Consider the following 15387-nt stretch of genomic DNA (forward strand, 5'->3'; position numbering starts at 1 on the left):
GCATGTTTGGCATTTATGCAGCGTTATCGCCTATTTATGGGGAACAACCACACTTCATAGGCTCTGCCTTGCCTAAAAACCAAACATACTGCTGCAAATTCAACCACCAAAGATCAGCACGCCCTAAACTTTGCGCTGCATTGCCACTGCAAAACCTGATTGTTGTTTAATTGGGGCATTAAAGTAGCAAGCCTGTATGACAATTTTATTGCGTGGTACTTAATACACATGCAATAAAAAACCGCTCAATTGAGCGGTTTTTTTTAAGCCTTGACTCTATTAAGGCAATGCGTCTAGGTCGGCGCCTTCTTTTTCTACCACTTCTGGTATTAAGTCTTCTTTACTTACGCCCATGGTAATCGCTACTGAACTTGCAACGTAAACTGAAGAATAAGTACCAATAAATACACCAAATAACAAGGCAGTAGCAAAACCGTGAATGGTTTGACCGCCCCACACAAATAGCGCAATCAATACCAAAATAGTGGTGATTGACGTTACAAGTGTACGGTTAAGTGTTTGCGTTAACGACATGTCGATAATTTCAATCGTGTCGTCGATGCGTACTTTACGGAAGTTTTCACGAATACGGTCAGATACCACAATAGTATCGTTAAGTGAGTAACCAATTACCGCCAATATGGCCGCTAAAATAGTTAAATCAAACTCTAACCCTAATACAGAAAACAAGCCAACAGTAATAATTACATCGTGTAGTAATGCCCCCACTGCGCCCACAGCAAAACGCCACTCAAAGCGAAATGCCACGTAAATCAAAATACAAATAAGCGCAGTTAACATGGCAAGGCCACCCTGCTCTTTTAAGTCTTCCCCTACGCTTGGACCTACAAACTCAATACGGCGCATTACTACGCTTTCATCAGCTTGCTTTAAGGCAGTAATAACTTGGTTACCAATAACTTCGGCTTTTACTTCACTGCCGCGCGGCGCTAAACGCACCAAAATATCTTGGCTAGAACCAAACAGCTGCACTGAGGCATCGGCAAAACCGTTTTCAGCTAATACTGAGCGTACTTTTTTCAAATCTGCAGGTTGCGAAAAACCAACCTCTACAGCAGTACCGCCAGTAAAATCTAAACCAAAGTTTAAACCTTTGATAAAAATTGAGGCAAACGACGCTAAAATCAATAGCGTAGAAAAACCCATTGCCACTTTACGAAGTGACATGAAACGTAGGGTTTTACCACCCAAACTTAAAATTTGCATGTCCGCTCCTTAAATTGAAAGTTTATCAATGCGCTTACCACCAATAAATAAGTTAATTACCGCACGGGTACCAACTATGGCTGTAAACATTGAAGTTAAAATACCAATTGCTAATGTAACCGCAAAACCTGCAATTGGGCCGGTGCCCACTGCAAATAATATAATGGCCGCAATTAGTGTGGTGATATTGGCATCAAATATAGTGCTAAAGGCACTATCGTAACCAAAATGAACGGCTTGTTGCGGACTACGACCATCGGCCAGCTCTTCACGAATACGCTCAAAAATAAGTACGTTAGCATCTACCGCCATACCTACAGTTAATACAATACCGGCAATACCTGGCAGAGTTAATGTAGCACCTGGAATTAACGACATTACACCTACAATAAGTACTAAGTTAGCGGCAAGTGCTATGTTGGCAACTAAACCAAACCCTTTGTAGTAAATAAGCATAAAGGCAAGCACAAACGCAAAACCAAGAGCTACAGCTGTCATACCCGCTTCTATGTTTTCTTGGCCTAGGCTTGGGCCTACTGTGCGCTCTTCAACAATTTGAATTGGCGCAACTAGTGCACCGGCGCGTAATAGCAAGCTTAAGTTGTGGGCTTCGGCTGGGTTATCAATACCTGTAATACGGAATGAGCGGTCAAGACGAGCTTGAATAGTCGCAACGTTAATAACCTCTTCTACCTTAATAGGTGGAAGTGCTTTACCGTCAGCGTCTTTTTTGCCCGATGGCTTGTACTCTATAAATACCGTGGCCATGCGCTTACCAATAGCGCGTTTGGTAAAGGCATTCATTTTTGCCCCGCCTTTGCTATCTAAGGTAATGCTCACTTGTGGGCGCTGGTATTCATCGTTGCCTGATTGCGCACCTGTGATGTGGCTCCCTTCAAGAATGACACGTTTTTTAAGTACCACAGGGTAACCATCGCGACTCATGATCATTTCTGTGCCTGCGGGAATACGCCCTTGAGCAGCCGCACTTGGGTCAGCATTTTCGTCTACTTCACGAAATTCAAGCGTGGCCGTTGCACCTAAAATTTCTTTAGCGCGTGCTGTATCTTGTACACCTGGTAGTTGCACAATAATACGCTCAGCACCTTGGCGCTGTACGTTAGGCTCTGCAACACCAATTTGGTTAATACGATTACGAATAATGGTTTCGTTTTGCTTAATAGCGTAGTCACGTATTTCTTTAAGCTTTTGCTCGCTCATAGTGGCAAAAAATGCGCGATCGTTGCTGCTATCATCAATGTATACGTTTAGTGGGTAACGTGATGCTAAAAAGCGCTCAGCGGCCTCTTTGTCTTCTTCGGTACGCATTTCTACACGCATACGCTCAGACCCTGCTACACGGCGAACACTACGGTAACGAAGTTTTTCTTCGCGTAGGTCGCTACGAAAATCTTGTTCCATTTGCTCTAGCTGATTATCTACCGCGGTTGCCATGTCTATTTCCATGGTGAAGTGAACACCACCACTTAAATCAAGACCTAGCTTCATCGGGTTACCACCCAATGATTTTAACCATGCTGGTTGAGCGGGTGCCATATTAATAGCAGAAATATAATCGTCGCTAAGAGAATTACGCAGTAAGTCTTGCGCTTTTAGCTGTTCTTCAACATTTTTAAAACGTACTAATACTTGGCCGCCTTCAAGCACGGTAGACTTAGCTGTTACATTATGTTGTTTGAGGGTTGCGTTTACTTTGTCTACTACACTGAGATCGACATCTGCACCTTTTGCCCCCGAAACTTGTATAGCCGGATCGCGGCCATACAAGTTTGGAGAAGCATATAAAAGGCCAATGGCTACCACAGCTAAAACAAGTAAATACTTCCAAATTGGAAACTTGTTTAACACAGGCATGTCCTTTTTATTTTTATAGTGACTTCATTGTGCCTTTAGGCAATACAGCAGATACTGCCGATTTTTGTACTGTAACTTCAGCTTGCTCATTTAAAGAAATCACGATGAAATCTTTATCTTCAGCAATTTTTACGATTTTGCCAACTAAACCGCCTTGGGTAAGTACTTCATCACCTTTAGCCATCGCACTCATTAAGCTTTTATGTTCTTTAACGCGCTTAGCTTGTGGGCGGTAAATTAAAAAGTAAAAAACCAAACCGAAAATAGCTAACATAATTAGCATTTCCCAACCACCACCTGCAGCAGGTTGACCAGCAGCGGCGTGTGCGTTTGAAATAAATAAACTCATAATACTTCCTCTATATTTTTAAATTTTAATTTATATCTGCAAGCTCAGGCACTTCTTGGCCACGGCGAGCATAAAAATCACTAACAAATTCTTCTAGTTTACCTTCACTAATTGCATTGCGTAGGCCTTCCATAACACGCTGATAGTATCGTAAGTTATGGATTGTGTTTAGTCGTGCGCCTAAAATTTCATTACATTTATCAAGGTGATGTAAATAAGCACGCGAGTAATTTTTACAGGTATGGCAATCACACTCAGGATCAAGCGGACCAGTGTCTGTTTTATGCACTGCGTTACGAATTTTAATTGTGCCTGTAGTAATAAATAAATGACCATTACGTGCATTACGCGTAGGCATTACACAGTCAAACATATCAATACCACGGCGTACAGACTCAACTAAATCCTCAGGTTTACCTACACCCATTAAGTAGCGTGGTTTATCCTCTGGCATTTTGTACGCACAATGATCAAGAATATTCATCATTTCGTTTTTAGGCTCACCCACCGATAGGCCACCTAATGCGTAACCATCAAAGCCAATTTCTTCTAGGCCTTTTTGTGATTGTGCACGTAACTCAGGGTACATACCACCTTGAATAATACCAAATAAAGCTGATGGGTTGTCGCCGTGGCCTTCTTTAGAGCGCTTAGCCCAACGAAGCGATAGCTCCATAGACTCTTTAGCTTCTTTTTCAGTGGCTGGGTATGGCGTACATTCGTCAAAAATCATCACGATGTCTGAGCCTAAATCACGCTGTACTTCCATTGATTTTTCAGGCGACATCATAATTTGGTCACCATTTACCGGCGATTGGAACAACACGCCTTCTTCGGTAATTTTACGCATAGCGCCAAGGCTAAATACTTGGAAACCACCCGAGTCAGTTAAAATTGGAAAGTCCCAATTCATAAAGTCGTGTAAATCACCGTGTTGCTTAATGATTTCAGTACCTGGGCGTAACATTAAATGAAAGGTGTTACCCAAACAAATTTGTGCCCCTGTGTCTTTAACTTCATCTGGGGTCATGCCCTTAACAGTACCGTAAGTACCTACTGGCATAAATGCAGGTGTTTCTATTACACCACGGTCAAAAATCAAGCGGCCGCGGCGCGCTTTTCCGTCGGTGCGGTCTAATTCAAATTTCATATCATCCTCAATGTCGGAAAAACAGTCCAACAAGCTATAATTTAACCGCTCGATTCTACCCTTTTTGCCCCGCTATTACTATTAGCTGCGCTAAATTCACTACGTATTAGCACAGGCAAATAAAAACCCAGCGTGTGCGCTGGGTTTTTAATAAGTGTACCGATTATAAAGGTGTTTATTTACGCGTTAAAAACATCGCATCACCATAGCTAAAAAATCGATACTTTTGTTCAATAGCGGTGTTGTACGCACCCATAATGTTATCTTGGCCGCTAAAGGCACTTACTAGCATAATGAGGGTTGATTCAGGCAAGTGAAAATTAGTCACCATGGCATCAACTACATTAAACTGATAACCCGGAAAAATAAAAATATCGGTGTCGCCAAAATAGCTATCTAATTTACCGCCGTGTATTTTTGCTGCCGACTCTAGCGAACGCACTGAAGTTGTTCCCACTGCAATTACACGCCCGCCATTTGCCTTAGTTTGTGCAACAGCCTGTACCACGTTGTCAGGCACCTCAATGTATTCTGAGTGCATTACATGCTCATCTACACTTTCTACACGCACCGGCTGAAACGTACCCGCGCCTACATGTAGCGTAACAAACGCCATGTTTACGCCTTTTTGTTTTAGTGCCGCCATTAACTTATCGTCAAAATGCAGCCCTGCCGTAGGCGCTGCTACGGCTCCAGGTTTTTCACCATAAACGGTTTGATAACGCTCTCGGTCAGCCTCGGTGTCAGGGCGGTCAATATAAGGAGGTAAAGGCATGTGACCAATATCGTTTAGAATATCGAGTACATTTTGACTACGATCGAATTCAAGCTCAAATAACGTATCGTGACGCGCAATCATGGTCGCTTTTGCTTTGCCTTCTAAAATAACTTCGTTACCCGGCTTTAACGACTTACTGGCTCTTACATGGGCAAGTACGCGGTGTTCATCAACTACACGCTCTACAAGCACTTCAACTTTTCCGCCAGAGGCTTTTTGACCAAACATACGGGCAGGAATAACGCGGGTATTGTTAAATACTAATAAGTCACCTTCGTTAACTAAATCAAGTAGGTCGCTAAACACTTTGTGTTCAACGTTGCCAGTTGGGCCATCTAGGGTTAGTAAACGGCTGCTGGTTCTGTCTTGTTTAGGAAAACGAGCAATTAATTCATCAGGTAAGTCAAAGCTAAAGTCAGCCACGCGCATAGTCGGTATTCCACATCATTAAAATCGCGCCAAGTGTATATCTATCCTGGGCTAAGCTCAAGATATCTACAACAGTTGAGAGGATTCACCCTATTTTAGATACATTTGAGTAACTACTTTAAATAATCTTGTTCTTATTAGTAAATATCATTATTCTTACTGCCTTTGATAATAATGGTTTAGTTTTGGGGTTATAAAAAAGTGGCAGATAAGCTGAAGTTGCTCATTCTAAACGCAAGTAGCGAAGAACGCCGAACTATACGCGCCACTTTAGAATACTTAAACGTATTTGAATTCATAGAAGCCGCAGATAGCCAAGACGCGCTCACCCTATTAAAAAAACAGCCCGTAAACATGATTATCACTGGTTTAAGCGTAGGGAAAATAGATGGCTGGCGCTTTTCTCGCATGATCCGCTCAGGCTTACTTAAAACACCTAAAAATACCCCTATTTTACTTATTCCGCCAATCTACTGTGAGCGTATAGCAGAAACCACCGCACGGAGTTACGGCATAGACGCTGTACTGCCCTTTGAGCACCAAGACATGTTGCCGCAGGTGTTGGCAAATGTATTGTCTACACATTTAGAAAAAAGTAGCCGTCTTAATTTACTCTTACTAGAACCAATAGCGCAAAAAGCCGATGAAATAGCGCAGCAACTTAAGCTCAATTTTGCTATTACCCATGTTACATCAAGCCAAAGTGCTTTAAATGCTTACAATCAACAACAATTTGCTATTGTATTGCTTGATGCAACCGCGTCACGCGCTGATACTTCAAGTCTTTTAGTCGAAGAAATACTGCAACATAATCCTAAACAAGCCATTGTCACTATTATTGACAATAACGATGCAGACTATGCAGAGCAATTACTGTTGTCAGGTGTGACTGACTTTATAAGAGCGCCGTACGACCCGTCGTTTTTAAATAAGGTGTGTGACCATGCTGCGCGTCGTGAAGACTTTATGGTGAGTTATGCTGAGTTTGCACAAAAGGTTGAGCAGCTAAGTATTAGCGAAGTTCGCTACAAGGAGCTGTTTTCGGCGCACCAACGTATTTTACTGCATTTAAACACGGTGGTTTTAGAGCTCGACCAACGAGGTAAAATTCGCTTTATAAACCCCGCTTGGGAAACACTAAGTGGCTTTGGGGTTAAATCGTCTTTGCAAAAGTCTTTAATCGACTATTGCTCAGATGAATGCCAAGTAAAACTAAATACGACCATTAACGATATTCTTAATGGCGGCACACACCAGCAGCAAGTTGAAATTCAACTTAATCATAAAAATGGCAATCAGATTTGGGTTGAATGCCGGTTACAGCTAATAAAAAACAGCAGTAATAATGCCACTATTACTGCCACAATCGACAACATACATGAGCGAAAACAAGCCGAGTTAAAACTGCGCCACTTAGCACTGCATGATACGCTCACAGGCTTACATAATCGTTATTATTTTGATCAACAACTTAATAAAATATGCCAAACCAAGCATACCTATGATGGTGTAGAGCACGCACTTATTTATATCGATTTAGATCATTTTAAAATAATTAACGATAGTAAAGGCCATCAACAAGGCGATATAGTACTAAAAGATGTTGCCCAATTATTTGAAGCGAACATTAGCGCTAAACATCTAGTTTGTAGAATAGGCGGTGACGAATTTGCAGTTATTTTAAAAAATACGCAACTGCTAGATGCTCACCTAATTGCAGAGAGTATTTGTAGCGCGATTGAACAACACGAGTTTAAATCAGAAGAGCAAGTTTACTCAATTAGTTGCTCTATTGGCTTAACGCAAATAACGGCTCAAAATTGTGATCCGAGTGAATGCCTTAAGCAAGCCGACATTGCCCTATATATTGCTAAAAGTTTAGGCCGTAACCTAGTGCATTGCTACTCAAAAGAAGATGCGCAGAATAACACTCTGCAAACAGGACTTGAGTGGGGGCATGAGATCCGACAGGCGCTTCAACAGGACAACGTGGAACTACACTATCAGCCGATATGGGACTTTAAGGCCAATAAAGTGGCTTATTTTGAAGCGTTGCTGCGTCTTAAAATAGACGATAAGCTTATTTTTCCTAATCAATTTATTCCCTCCCTTGAGCTACTTAACGATACTTTTTTGATGGACCAATGTGTTATTCGTAATGCTATTGCGAGCGTTGCTGAACACCCAGATTTAAATCAAGTGGCTATTAATCTTTCTGCTCAATCGTTTTTAGATGAGCGCTTATTGCCACATATAGAATCGAGCCTAGAAAAATACCACGTACCGCCTTCGCGTATTATTTTTGAAATTACCGAGTCGGCCTCAGTCAACAACTTAAAAGCTACCCGTAAAATGATAGAAAAGCTGAACAGTTTAGGCTGTCATTTTTCTATTGATGACTTTGGTACAGGCTTTAGCACATTTAACTATTTAAAACAGTTACCTGCGCAGCATGTTAAAATAGATGGCTCGTTTGTACGTGACATGATTAACGACCCCATCGACTTAGCACTCGTTAAGGCTATTAACGATATAAGCCGCTCTCTTGATAAGCGCTCAGTAGCTGAATACGTAGAGAGCGAAGAGATATTTTTTGCCCTAAAAAAGATTGGTGTTGACTACGGACAAGGCTATTTTATTGCCCGACCCGTGCCTGTAGAAAAAGTACAATCGACGCTTAAAATTATTTACCAGAAGAAACCTTTTACCCAACAACAGCCTAGCGTCAGCTAAACATTTTTAAACAGTTTTAAGCATTTTATTACTATCATTATTGCACTTATTGCCTATACTTTACGTACCACTTAGTAAATGTCTTGTTGTTTTGATGATTTAACAACAAAAACATGACATTACCTATAAGCATACATGACTAGCAATTACATAGAGGTTAAAGCTTGTCAGGTTTAAGGAGGAAGGTATGGCGCAGTTGATTATTTTACTTCTCGTAATACATTGTGTAATTGCGTATCAGTGCTATCGATACGCGCAGCTAAAGGGCTACCCAGTAGGCGTATTTGCTACTTTAGGCCTACTCCCGTATTTTAATGTAGTTGTGTGGATTTATTTACTTTTTCTACCCGAGCTAGAACCCTTTGAAAGCCAAACACATAGCAAACAGCAGCCGTTATAGGCTGCTGTTTTGTTATTGCTTTAATTTACTCTTGAAAGTAATTAGGATTAACCCTCAAAGTCCAGGCTGCATTGGCGAGCTAAAAACACTTCCAGCTGCTGGCTGAATAATTTAAAGTCGCGAATTCTTCCCGTGGTTTTTCGCCACAATATGCCTATATCTCTGTAAGCATCACCTTGCGAGGGAGTTGCTATCATATTTTTATCTTTAAGAATGCCCGCATTAATCGCCATTTGCGGTAAAAATGTAACCCCTAGCTGATGCTCTACCATACTGAGTAAAGTATGTAGACTTGCAGCTTCAAACGGATTAATACAGCTTGAACGATTTAAGTGACACGCACTCAAGGCATGCCCTGTCATACAGTGCTCTCGCTCTAATAAAAATACACTCGCCTCAGGTAGTAAATTAAAGTCTTCAACGCCTTTAGCTGGGCTGTAATCTTTGTGGTGCACTAAACTAAAGTGATCTTTAGCCAATACTTGGGTATGAAACTTCCCTGTTTGATAAGGCAGAGCTAACAACGCTAAATCAATATGGCCGTGTTCAAGCTTATCTAATAACTTATCGCTAGTATCTTCAACAAGTACCAACTCTAAATCACAAAAGGTTTGCTTACAAAAATGATACAAAGGCGCCGCTATGAAACTTGCAATAGTAGGTATAACCCCTACCACTAACTTGCCACTGAGTGGCGTTAAAAAGCTTTTGGTTAGCTCTTTTAAACTAATTGTATCGTTAATAATTTTACGAGAGCGTTCAACAACTTCTTCACCAATACTGGTAAACATGAGGCTACGATTCTCTCGCTCTATTAGCTGACAACCGAGTGTTTCTTCAAGGTTTTGAATTGCACTGCTTAAAGTAGATTGCCCAATAAAGCACGCACTTGCTGCACGGCCAAAATGCTGGTGCTGATGTACAGCTAATAAATACTGTAGCTGTTTAATACTTGGTAGGTTGGTCATTTTTTCTTTCCACAAATAAAAAGACCCCAACACCAAAGGCGTTGAGATCTTTTCAAGCTAAAAGTCTTTGAGTACTTTTTTGTTAAACCCCAAACGCGGTTCTTAGTACGTAGAAAATAACAATAGCAAGGGCAGCGCCAACTGGCAATGTAATTACCCAAGAAACTACAATGTTTCTGATAACACCCATGTTAAGAGCAGCAATACCACGTGCCATACCTACACCTAATACCGCACCAACTAAGGTTTGTGTAGTAGAGATTGGCATACCAGTACCTGATGCAATAACAACGGTTGATGCAGCCGCCAGTTCTGCAGCAAAACCACGGCTAGGCGTTAAATGTGTAATACCTTCACCTATCGTTTTAATTACTTTTTTACCTAAAATAGCAAGACCCGCAACAATACCAAAACCACCGAGTGGTAAAATCCACCATGCGATAGCCGCTTTTTTAGCGATTTCACCGTTGCTTTCAACAATGTTCACAACCGCAGCTAGTGGGCCAATTGCATTCGCTACGTCGTTTGAGCCATGCGCAAACGCCATACAACACGCTGTTAATACCATTAATACCGCAAATACTTTTTCTACGTTATTAAATTGCATTTGTTTATCAGCTTTAGGGTCAATATTTAAACGTGAAATCGCAATTTTACCAATAATAGCTACAATCACAGCAATTGCGATAGCAATTAAGTAGCCCTCTGTAGCACCTAGATTAATACCTATATGCTTTAAGCCTTTCTTAATTGTTACTAGCGCCATAATAAAACCCGCTAAACCCATGTACAGAGGTACAAAGCGCTTCGCGTTTTTAAGCGGTGCATCGGTATCAAAAATTAGCTTTTGCGCACTCATAAATATTAAGTAAGCAATAAAGCCTGAAATTGCCGGTGTTATAATCCAACTACCTACAATACCCCCAACTTTATTCCACTGAATAGCCTCTGTACCCACTGCAACTAATGCAAAACCTATGATTGCACCAATAATTGAGTGAGTAGTTGAAACAGGCCAACCTAAAAATGAGGCGATTAATAGCCAAGTACCCGCTGCAAAAAGCGCAGAGATCATACCTAAAACCATTAAATCTGGCAGCGCTGCAAAAGGAGCTGCATCAATAATGCCTTTACGAATTGTTGATGTAACCTCACCCCCCGCTAAATAAGCACCAGCAAATTCAAAAACCATCGCAATAATAATTGCTTGTTTTATTGTTAACGCTTTAGAACCTACCGAAGTACCCATCGCATTAGCGACGTCGTTCGCGCCAATACCATAAGCCATAAAAAAGCCGACTGCTGCGGCAATTAAAACTAATACCGTGCCGTAAGATGCAATGATATCCATTGTGTAACCTTAATCTTTCGTTTGAACTGATTTGTATAAATTAACGAGCTAACATCAGCTCAAGACGTGATCCTACGCGCTCTGCAATATCTGCAAGCTCGCCAACCCATTCAATTATTTTGTATAAAAACATAACATCAATTGGGTTTAGCTCGCTTTCTACATCACGCAGTTGGCGGCGTACTTTAATTTGCATTTCATCCGTGTCTTGTTCTATGGCATCCAATTCTACGAGCATTTTTTCAACTAAGGTAACCTCGCGACCTTTAAAACCCGTTTCTAATAACTCTTCTAACTCATTAATTGCTTTTGATGCTTGTTTAGTCGCATCAACACAACGTGTTAGATAAGCTAAAAAGTCTGCCTGCATAGCGCTAGGAATAGTCATTTCACGACCAATTACGCGCCCTGCAATATCTTTTGCTTTATTTGCTATTTTATCTTGTTGAGTTACGAGTTCGAGCAGATCTGTACGCTCTACCGGCATAAATAAACCACGCGGTAATTGTAAGCGTATATCTCTTTTCATATCATCAGCTTCACGCTCTAAATTACGAATAGTTAAACGAAGCTCTTCTGCTTGCTGCCATTCTTCTTTAAATACGTGATTAAAGAAAGGTATCAAAGCTTTGCTTGCTTGATGAACTTTCTTGATGTGTTCTTCCATTGGTTTGATAGGAGATTTTGCAAATACTCCTAAAAACGCGTTTGTAGGCATAACTGACCCTTTAATCAAATTGATATGCTTTGCAGCATGAATTTTACAGTATTAGCCGCGATTGTGAACGCTTTTTATTATTTCACCGCAGCTAACAATGCATGAAGCGGCATTAAGCCGCTTTAATAAAAAAGAATGATAGAAAAAACATTACAACGATTTTTCTATATCCTCTTGAGATGTATGACGAATATCTTTTCCGTTAACAAAATATATAATGTATTCCGCAATATTTTGGCAACGGTCCCCAATACGCTCTAATGAACGTACAGACCATACTAAATCCATAATTTTTGGGATTGAGCGTGGATCTTCCATCATATAAGTCATAATTTGGCGCGTAATTGCTTCATATTCACGGTCAACTTTTGAATCTTCTTTATGTACTTCAAAGGCACGTTGTACATCCATACGCGCAAATGCATCAAGCACATCATGTAGCATTTTTAATACTTGGCGTCCCATATTTTCAATATTCACTAATAAATCTTGCTGATCTTTAGTAAATGAGTCCAAAGCTACTTTAGCAATACGCTCAGCTTCATCACCAATACGCTCTAAATCAGCAATCGTTTTAGCAATAGCAACAACCAAGCGCAAATCGCTTGCTGCAGGCTGGCGACGCGCAATAATGCGTGTACACTCATCGTCAATGCTTACTTCCATTGCATTCACTTTGTAATCGTTTTGGCGTACTTTTTGTGCTAGTTCAGCATCGTTACGACTTACTGCGTCAAGTGCACTGCTTAGCTGTTGCTCAACTAAGCCCCCCATGTTTAGTACATGGTTACGAACATTTTCTAGTTCTTGATTAAAGCGACCAGATATATGTTTGTTTATATTATGTTCCATAATTACCTTCTCTTAAATTCGTTCACAATAACCAAGCAAAAACTAGCCGTAACGGCCTGTAATGTAGTCTTCTGTTTTCTTTTTGCTAGGCGTTGTAAATAAGGTATTAGTATCTGAGTATTCGATTAATTCGCCCATGTACATAAAGGCCGTTTGATCAGATACACGTGCAGCTTGTTGCATGTTGTGCGTAACAATGACTACGGTAAATTTATTTTTTAAATCGTTAATTAGCTCTTCAATAACCAAAGTAGAAATTGGGTCAAGTGCCGACGTTGGTTCATCAAGTAATAGTACTTCAGGCTCAATTGCAATTGAACGGGCAATAACTAAACGCTGTTGCTGACCACCCGATAGCCCAAATGCGCTATCATGTAATCTGTCTTTTACTTCATCCCATAGTGCCGCACCACGAAGTGATTGCTCTACTACTTCATCTAGCTTACGCTTTTCTTTAATACCCTGTAAGCGTAGGCCATAAACCACATTTTCATAAATCGATTTAGGAAATGGGTTAGGACGTTGAAACACCATACCTACGTTACGACGAAGCGCGGCTACATCGACCTTTTTATCGTAAATGTTTTGACCATGAAGTAATATTTCACCTTCAATACGACACACATCGACTAAATCGTTCATGCGGTTAATGCATCGCAATAGGGTTGATTTACCACAACCCGATGGGCCGATAAACGCGGTTACCTGACCTTTAGGAATATTCATATTCACTTTGCTAAGCGCTTGCTTTTCACCATAGTAAAGATCAAGGTCCTTAATCTCTAACGCTTTTTGGTCATCAGTTAAGTTTTCTAAGTCTAACTTCAAGCCTGTATTAGCTTGGTTTACTTGTGGAGCGACTGTAATCATGTTTGTTACCTATAATTCTTTACTAATTAGTGTTCAAGCGATCTGAATTTTTCACGTAAATGATTACGTATGCCTATCGCTGTTATGTTGAGGGTAATAATCACCGACACCAATAAGAAGGCCGTTGCGTATACCAGCGGGCGCGCCGCTTCAACATTAGGGCTTTGAAAGCCTACATCATAAATATGAAAGCCTAAGTGCATGAACTTTCTATCTAAGTGAAAATATGGGAAGTTACCGTCAAGGGGTAACGTAGGGGCCATTTTTACAACACCTACCAACATTAATGGTGCAACTTCACCGGCCGCTCTCGCAACAGCAAGTATTAAACCTGTCATGATTGCTGGGCTTGCCATAGGAATAATAATTCGCCATAAGGTTTCAACCTTTGTGGCACCAAGCGCTAATGAACCATCGCGTACTGTACTTGGAATACGCGATAAGCCTTCCTCAGTTGATACAATAACAACCGGTAATGTAAGAATAGCTAATGTAAGTGCCGACCACATTACACCGGGTGTACCAAATACTGGTGTTGGTGCGGCTTCGGGGTAGAATAATTGATCAAGACTCCCCCCAAGCATGTATACAAAAAAGCCCAGTCCGAATACGCCATAAACAATAGACGGCACACCGGCAAGGTTTATTACCGCAATACGAATCATCTTAGTTACTGCATTTTTAGCTGCGTATTCATGCAAGTAAATTGCTGCAACTACGCCAAATGGAGTCACAATAACAGCCATCAGCATTACCATAAATACAGTACCAAATATTGCAGGGAATACGCCGCCTTCGGTGTTAGCTTCACGTGGGTCGTCTGATACAAACTTACCCAATTGTACAAAGTAATGGCCTAGTTTTGAGAAAAAGCCCATGTCGTTCGGCAACCAAACATCAAGTACTTGATACAGTGGAATGGTGACCACTTCACCGCGCATATCTTTAACTAATACTTGGTCACGCTTGGCTTTTTTACGTAGTGAAAATAGCTCTTTTTCAAGTACTGCGTATTCATTACGTAACTCGGCACGTGCCTGGGCAAGCTCAGCAACACGCTCATCGGTCAGCTCGTCATCAAGTAGGTAGGCTTTTTCTTGTAGGCGTAAACGCTCAAGCTCGTAGTTAATATGACCAATTTCGCCATTTTGCAAATCAAGCGCTTCATCGTTTAAATCAACCGCACGTTCTACTAACTCATGTAAGGTTTCGATTTTATCGCCAGTAACCGGCTTTCCATCTTTAATTACACCTTCGATGTAACCATAAAAGTTACCGTTTTTACTACGCTCAAATACAGCAAGCGTAGCCGGTGTACTTTGCTCAGTAATATCAGTTTCTAATATCCAGCGAAAATCTAAATCTACAAATTCGCGGTTACCTGTTTTTATAAGTAAACGCTCAACTTCATCTTTATTAAAGTCTGAAACATCAATACCGGTTGCCGCTAAACGTGCCGTAGGTACGAGCTCTCGGTCGTAAACTTCACCAATTATGGTTTGTTTTGAAATAGACCCTTCTAGCTCGAATTGAACCACCTCCGATGGCCAGAAAAAGCTTAACCCTTTCCAAGCTATCATTGCTAATAAACCAAGAACTGAGATTAAGCTGATACTTACTGCACCGCCTGTCATCCAAATCCAAGGAGAACCAGACTTAAACCACTGCTTTACCATGTCGTGTCTCT

The 15387-nt window shown here is 40.9% G+C and carries 13 protein-coding genes; 2 read left to right on the plus strand and 11 right to left on the minus strand.

Features of this window, described 5'->3' with window-relative positions; all coding sequences use genetic code 11:
- Positions 1 to 279: 279 nt before the first annotated feature.
- The 5 genes from secF to queA form a co-directional block, all read right to left on the minus strand.
- Entirely contained in the window at positions 280 to 1227 is a 948-nt protein-coding gene (gene secF, locus CWC17_RS04105) for a protein translocase subunit SecF (RefSeq protein WP_055014704.1), read from the minus strand.
- Between the two features lie 9 nt (positions 1228 to 1236).
- Complete coding sequence (secD, locus tag CWC17_RS04110; RefSeq protein WP_055014759.1) at positions 1237 to 3096, minus strand: protein translocase subunit SecD; 1860 nt, start codon at positions 3094 to 3096, stop codon at positions 1237 to 1239.
- Positions 3097 to 3115: 19 nt separating this feature from the next.
- A complete protein-coding gene (yajC, locus tag CWC17_RS04115) occupies positions 3116 to 3451 on the minus strand; it encodes a preprotein translocase subunit YajC (RefSeq protein ID WP_055014703.1) in 336 nt (111 codons plus the stop codon).
- A gap of 25 nt (positions 3452 to 3476) precedes the next feature.
- Positions 3477 to 4601, minus strand: a complete 1125-nt coding sequence (tgt, locus tag CWC17_RS04120; protein WP_138612151.1) for a tRNA guanosine(34) transglycosylase Tgt — start codon at positions 4599 to 4601, stop codon at positions 3477 to 3479.
- Between the two features lie 175 nt (positions 4602 to 4776).
- Positions 4777 to 5808, minus strand: a complete 1032-nt coding sequence (gene queA / locus CWC17_RS04125; RefSeq protein WP_138612152.1) for a tRNA preQ1(34) S-adenosylmethionine ribosyltransferase-isomerase QueA — start codon at positions 5806 to 5808, stop codon at positions 4777 to 4779.
- Positions 5809 to 6009: 201 nt separating this feature from the next.
- Here queA and CWC17_RS04130 point away from each other — a divergent pair, with 201 nt between their 5' ends.
- Together CWC17_RS04130 and CWC17_RS04135 are read left to right on the plus strand one after the other, a co-directional pair.
- A complete protein-coding gene (locus CWC17_RS04130) occupies positions 6010 to 8541 on the plus strand; it encodes an EAL domain-containing protein (RefSeq protein ID WP_138612153.1) in 2532 nt (843 codons plus the stop codon).
- A gap of 187 nt (positions 8542 to 8728) precedes the next feature.
- The gene (locus CWC17_RS04135; RefSeq protein ID WP_024031438.1) at positions 8729 to 8941 is read left to right on the plus strand and encodes a hypothetical protein; all 213 of its coding nucleotides are present in this window, start codon (positions 8729 to 8731) and stop codon (positions 8939 to 8941) included.
- A gap of 47 nt (positions 8942 to 8988) precedes the next feature.
- Here CWC17_RS04135 and CWC17_RS04140 read toward each other — a convergent pair whose 3' ends face one another.
- The 6 genes from CWC17_RS04140 to pstA form a co-directional block, all read right to left on the minus strand.
- Positions 8989 to 9909 (minus strand): hydrogen peroxide-inducible genes activator, encoded by a 921-nt coding sequence (locus CWC17_RS04140; RefSeq protein ID WP_138612154.1) that lies wholly within the window; start codon positions 9907 to 9909, stop codon positions 8989 to 8991.
- 82 nt (positions 9910 to 9991) lie between these two features.
- Entirely contained in the window at positions 9992 to 11260 is a 1269-nt protein-coding gene (locus CWC17_RS04145) for an inorganic phosphate transporter (protein ID WP_055014698.1), read from the minus strand.
- Positions 11261 to 11300: 40 nt separating this feature from the next.
- The gene (locus CWC17_RS04150) at positions 11301 to 11978 is read right to left on the minus strand and encodes a TIGR00153 family protein (protein ID WP_004587620.1); all 678 of its coding nucleotides are present in this window, start codon (positions 11976 to 11978) and stop codon (positions 11301 to 11303) included.
- A 150-nt stretch (positions 11979 to 12128) separates the two neighbouring features.
- Positions 12129 to 12830, minus strand: coding sequence for a phosphate signaling complex protein PhoU (phoU, locus tag CWC17_RS04155; RefSeq protein ID WP_055014697.1), 702 nt, complete (start codon positions 12828 to 12830; stop codon positions 12129 to 12131).
- A 42-nt stretch (positions 12831 to 12872) separates the two neighbouring features.
- A complete protein-coding gene (gene pstB / locus CWC17_RS04160) occupies positions 12873 to 13700 on the minus strand; it encodes a phosphate ABC transporter ATP-binding protein PstB (RefSeq protein WP_055014696.1) in 828 nt (275 codons plus the stop codon).
- Positions 13701 to 13726: 26 nt separating this feature from the next.
- The gene (gene pstA / locus CWC17_RS04165; protein WP_138540416.1) at positions 13727 to 15376 is read right to left on the minus strand and encodes a phosphate ABC transporter permease PstA; all 1650 of its coding nucleotides are present in this window, start codon (positions 15374 to 15376) and stop codon (positions 13727 to 13729) included.
- Between the last annotated feature and the right edge of the window lie 11 nt (positions 15377 to 15387).

It is taken from the genome of Pseudoalteromonas sp. S3785 (assembly GCF_005887365.1).
Taxonomy (GTDB): domain Bacteria; phylum Pseudomonadota; class Gammaproteobacteria; order Enterobacterales; family Alteromonadaceae; genus Pseudoalteromonas.

Bases quoted from the DNA above. Each gene is read 5' to 3' on its own strand.
- pstA (WP_138540416.1), bottom strand. From the start codon at position 15,376: ATGGTAAAGCAGTGGTTTAAGTCTGGTTCTCCTTGGATTTGGATGACA.
- CWC17_RS04145 (WP_055014698.1), bottom strand. From the start codon at position 11,260: ATGGATATCATTGCATCTTACGGCACGGTATTAGTTTTAATTGCCGCA.
- CWC17_RS04135 (WP_024031438.1), top strand. From the start codon at position 8,729: ATGGCGCAGTTGATTATTTTACTTCTCGTAATACATTGTGTAATTGCG.
- tgt (WP_138612151.1), bottom strand. From the start codon at position 4,601: ATGAAATTTGAATTAGACCGCACCGACGGAAAAGCGCGCCGCGGCCGC.
- CWC17_RS04140 (WP_138612154.1), bottom strand. From the start codon at position 9,909: ATGACCAACCTACCAAGTATTAAACAGCTACAGTATTTATTAGCTGTA.
- secF (WP_055014704.1), bottom strand. From the start codon at position 1,227: ATGCAAATTTTAAGTTTGGGTGGTAAAACCCTACGTTTCATGTCACTT.
- pstB (WP_055014696.1), bottom strand. From the start codon at position 13,700: ATGATTACAGTCGCTCCACAAGTAAACCAAGCTAATACAGGCTTGAAG.
- CWC17_RS04150 (WP_004587620.1), bottom strand. From the start codon at position 11,978: ATGCCTACAAACGCGTTTTTAGGAGTATTTGCAAAATCTCCTATCAAA.
- phoU (WP_055014697.1), bottom strand. From the start codon at position 12,830: ATGGAACATAATATAAACAAACATATATCTGGTCGCTTTAATCAAGAA.
- queA (WP_138612152.1), bottom strand. From the start codon at position 5,808: ATGCGCGTGGCTGACTTTAGCTTTGACTTACCTGATGAATTAATTGCT.
- yajC (WP_055014703.1), bottom strand. From the start codon at position 3,451: ATGAGTTTATTTATTTCAAACGCACACGCCGCTGCTGGTCAACCTGCT.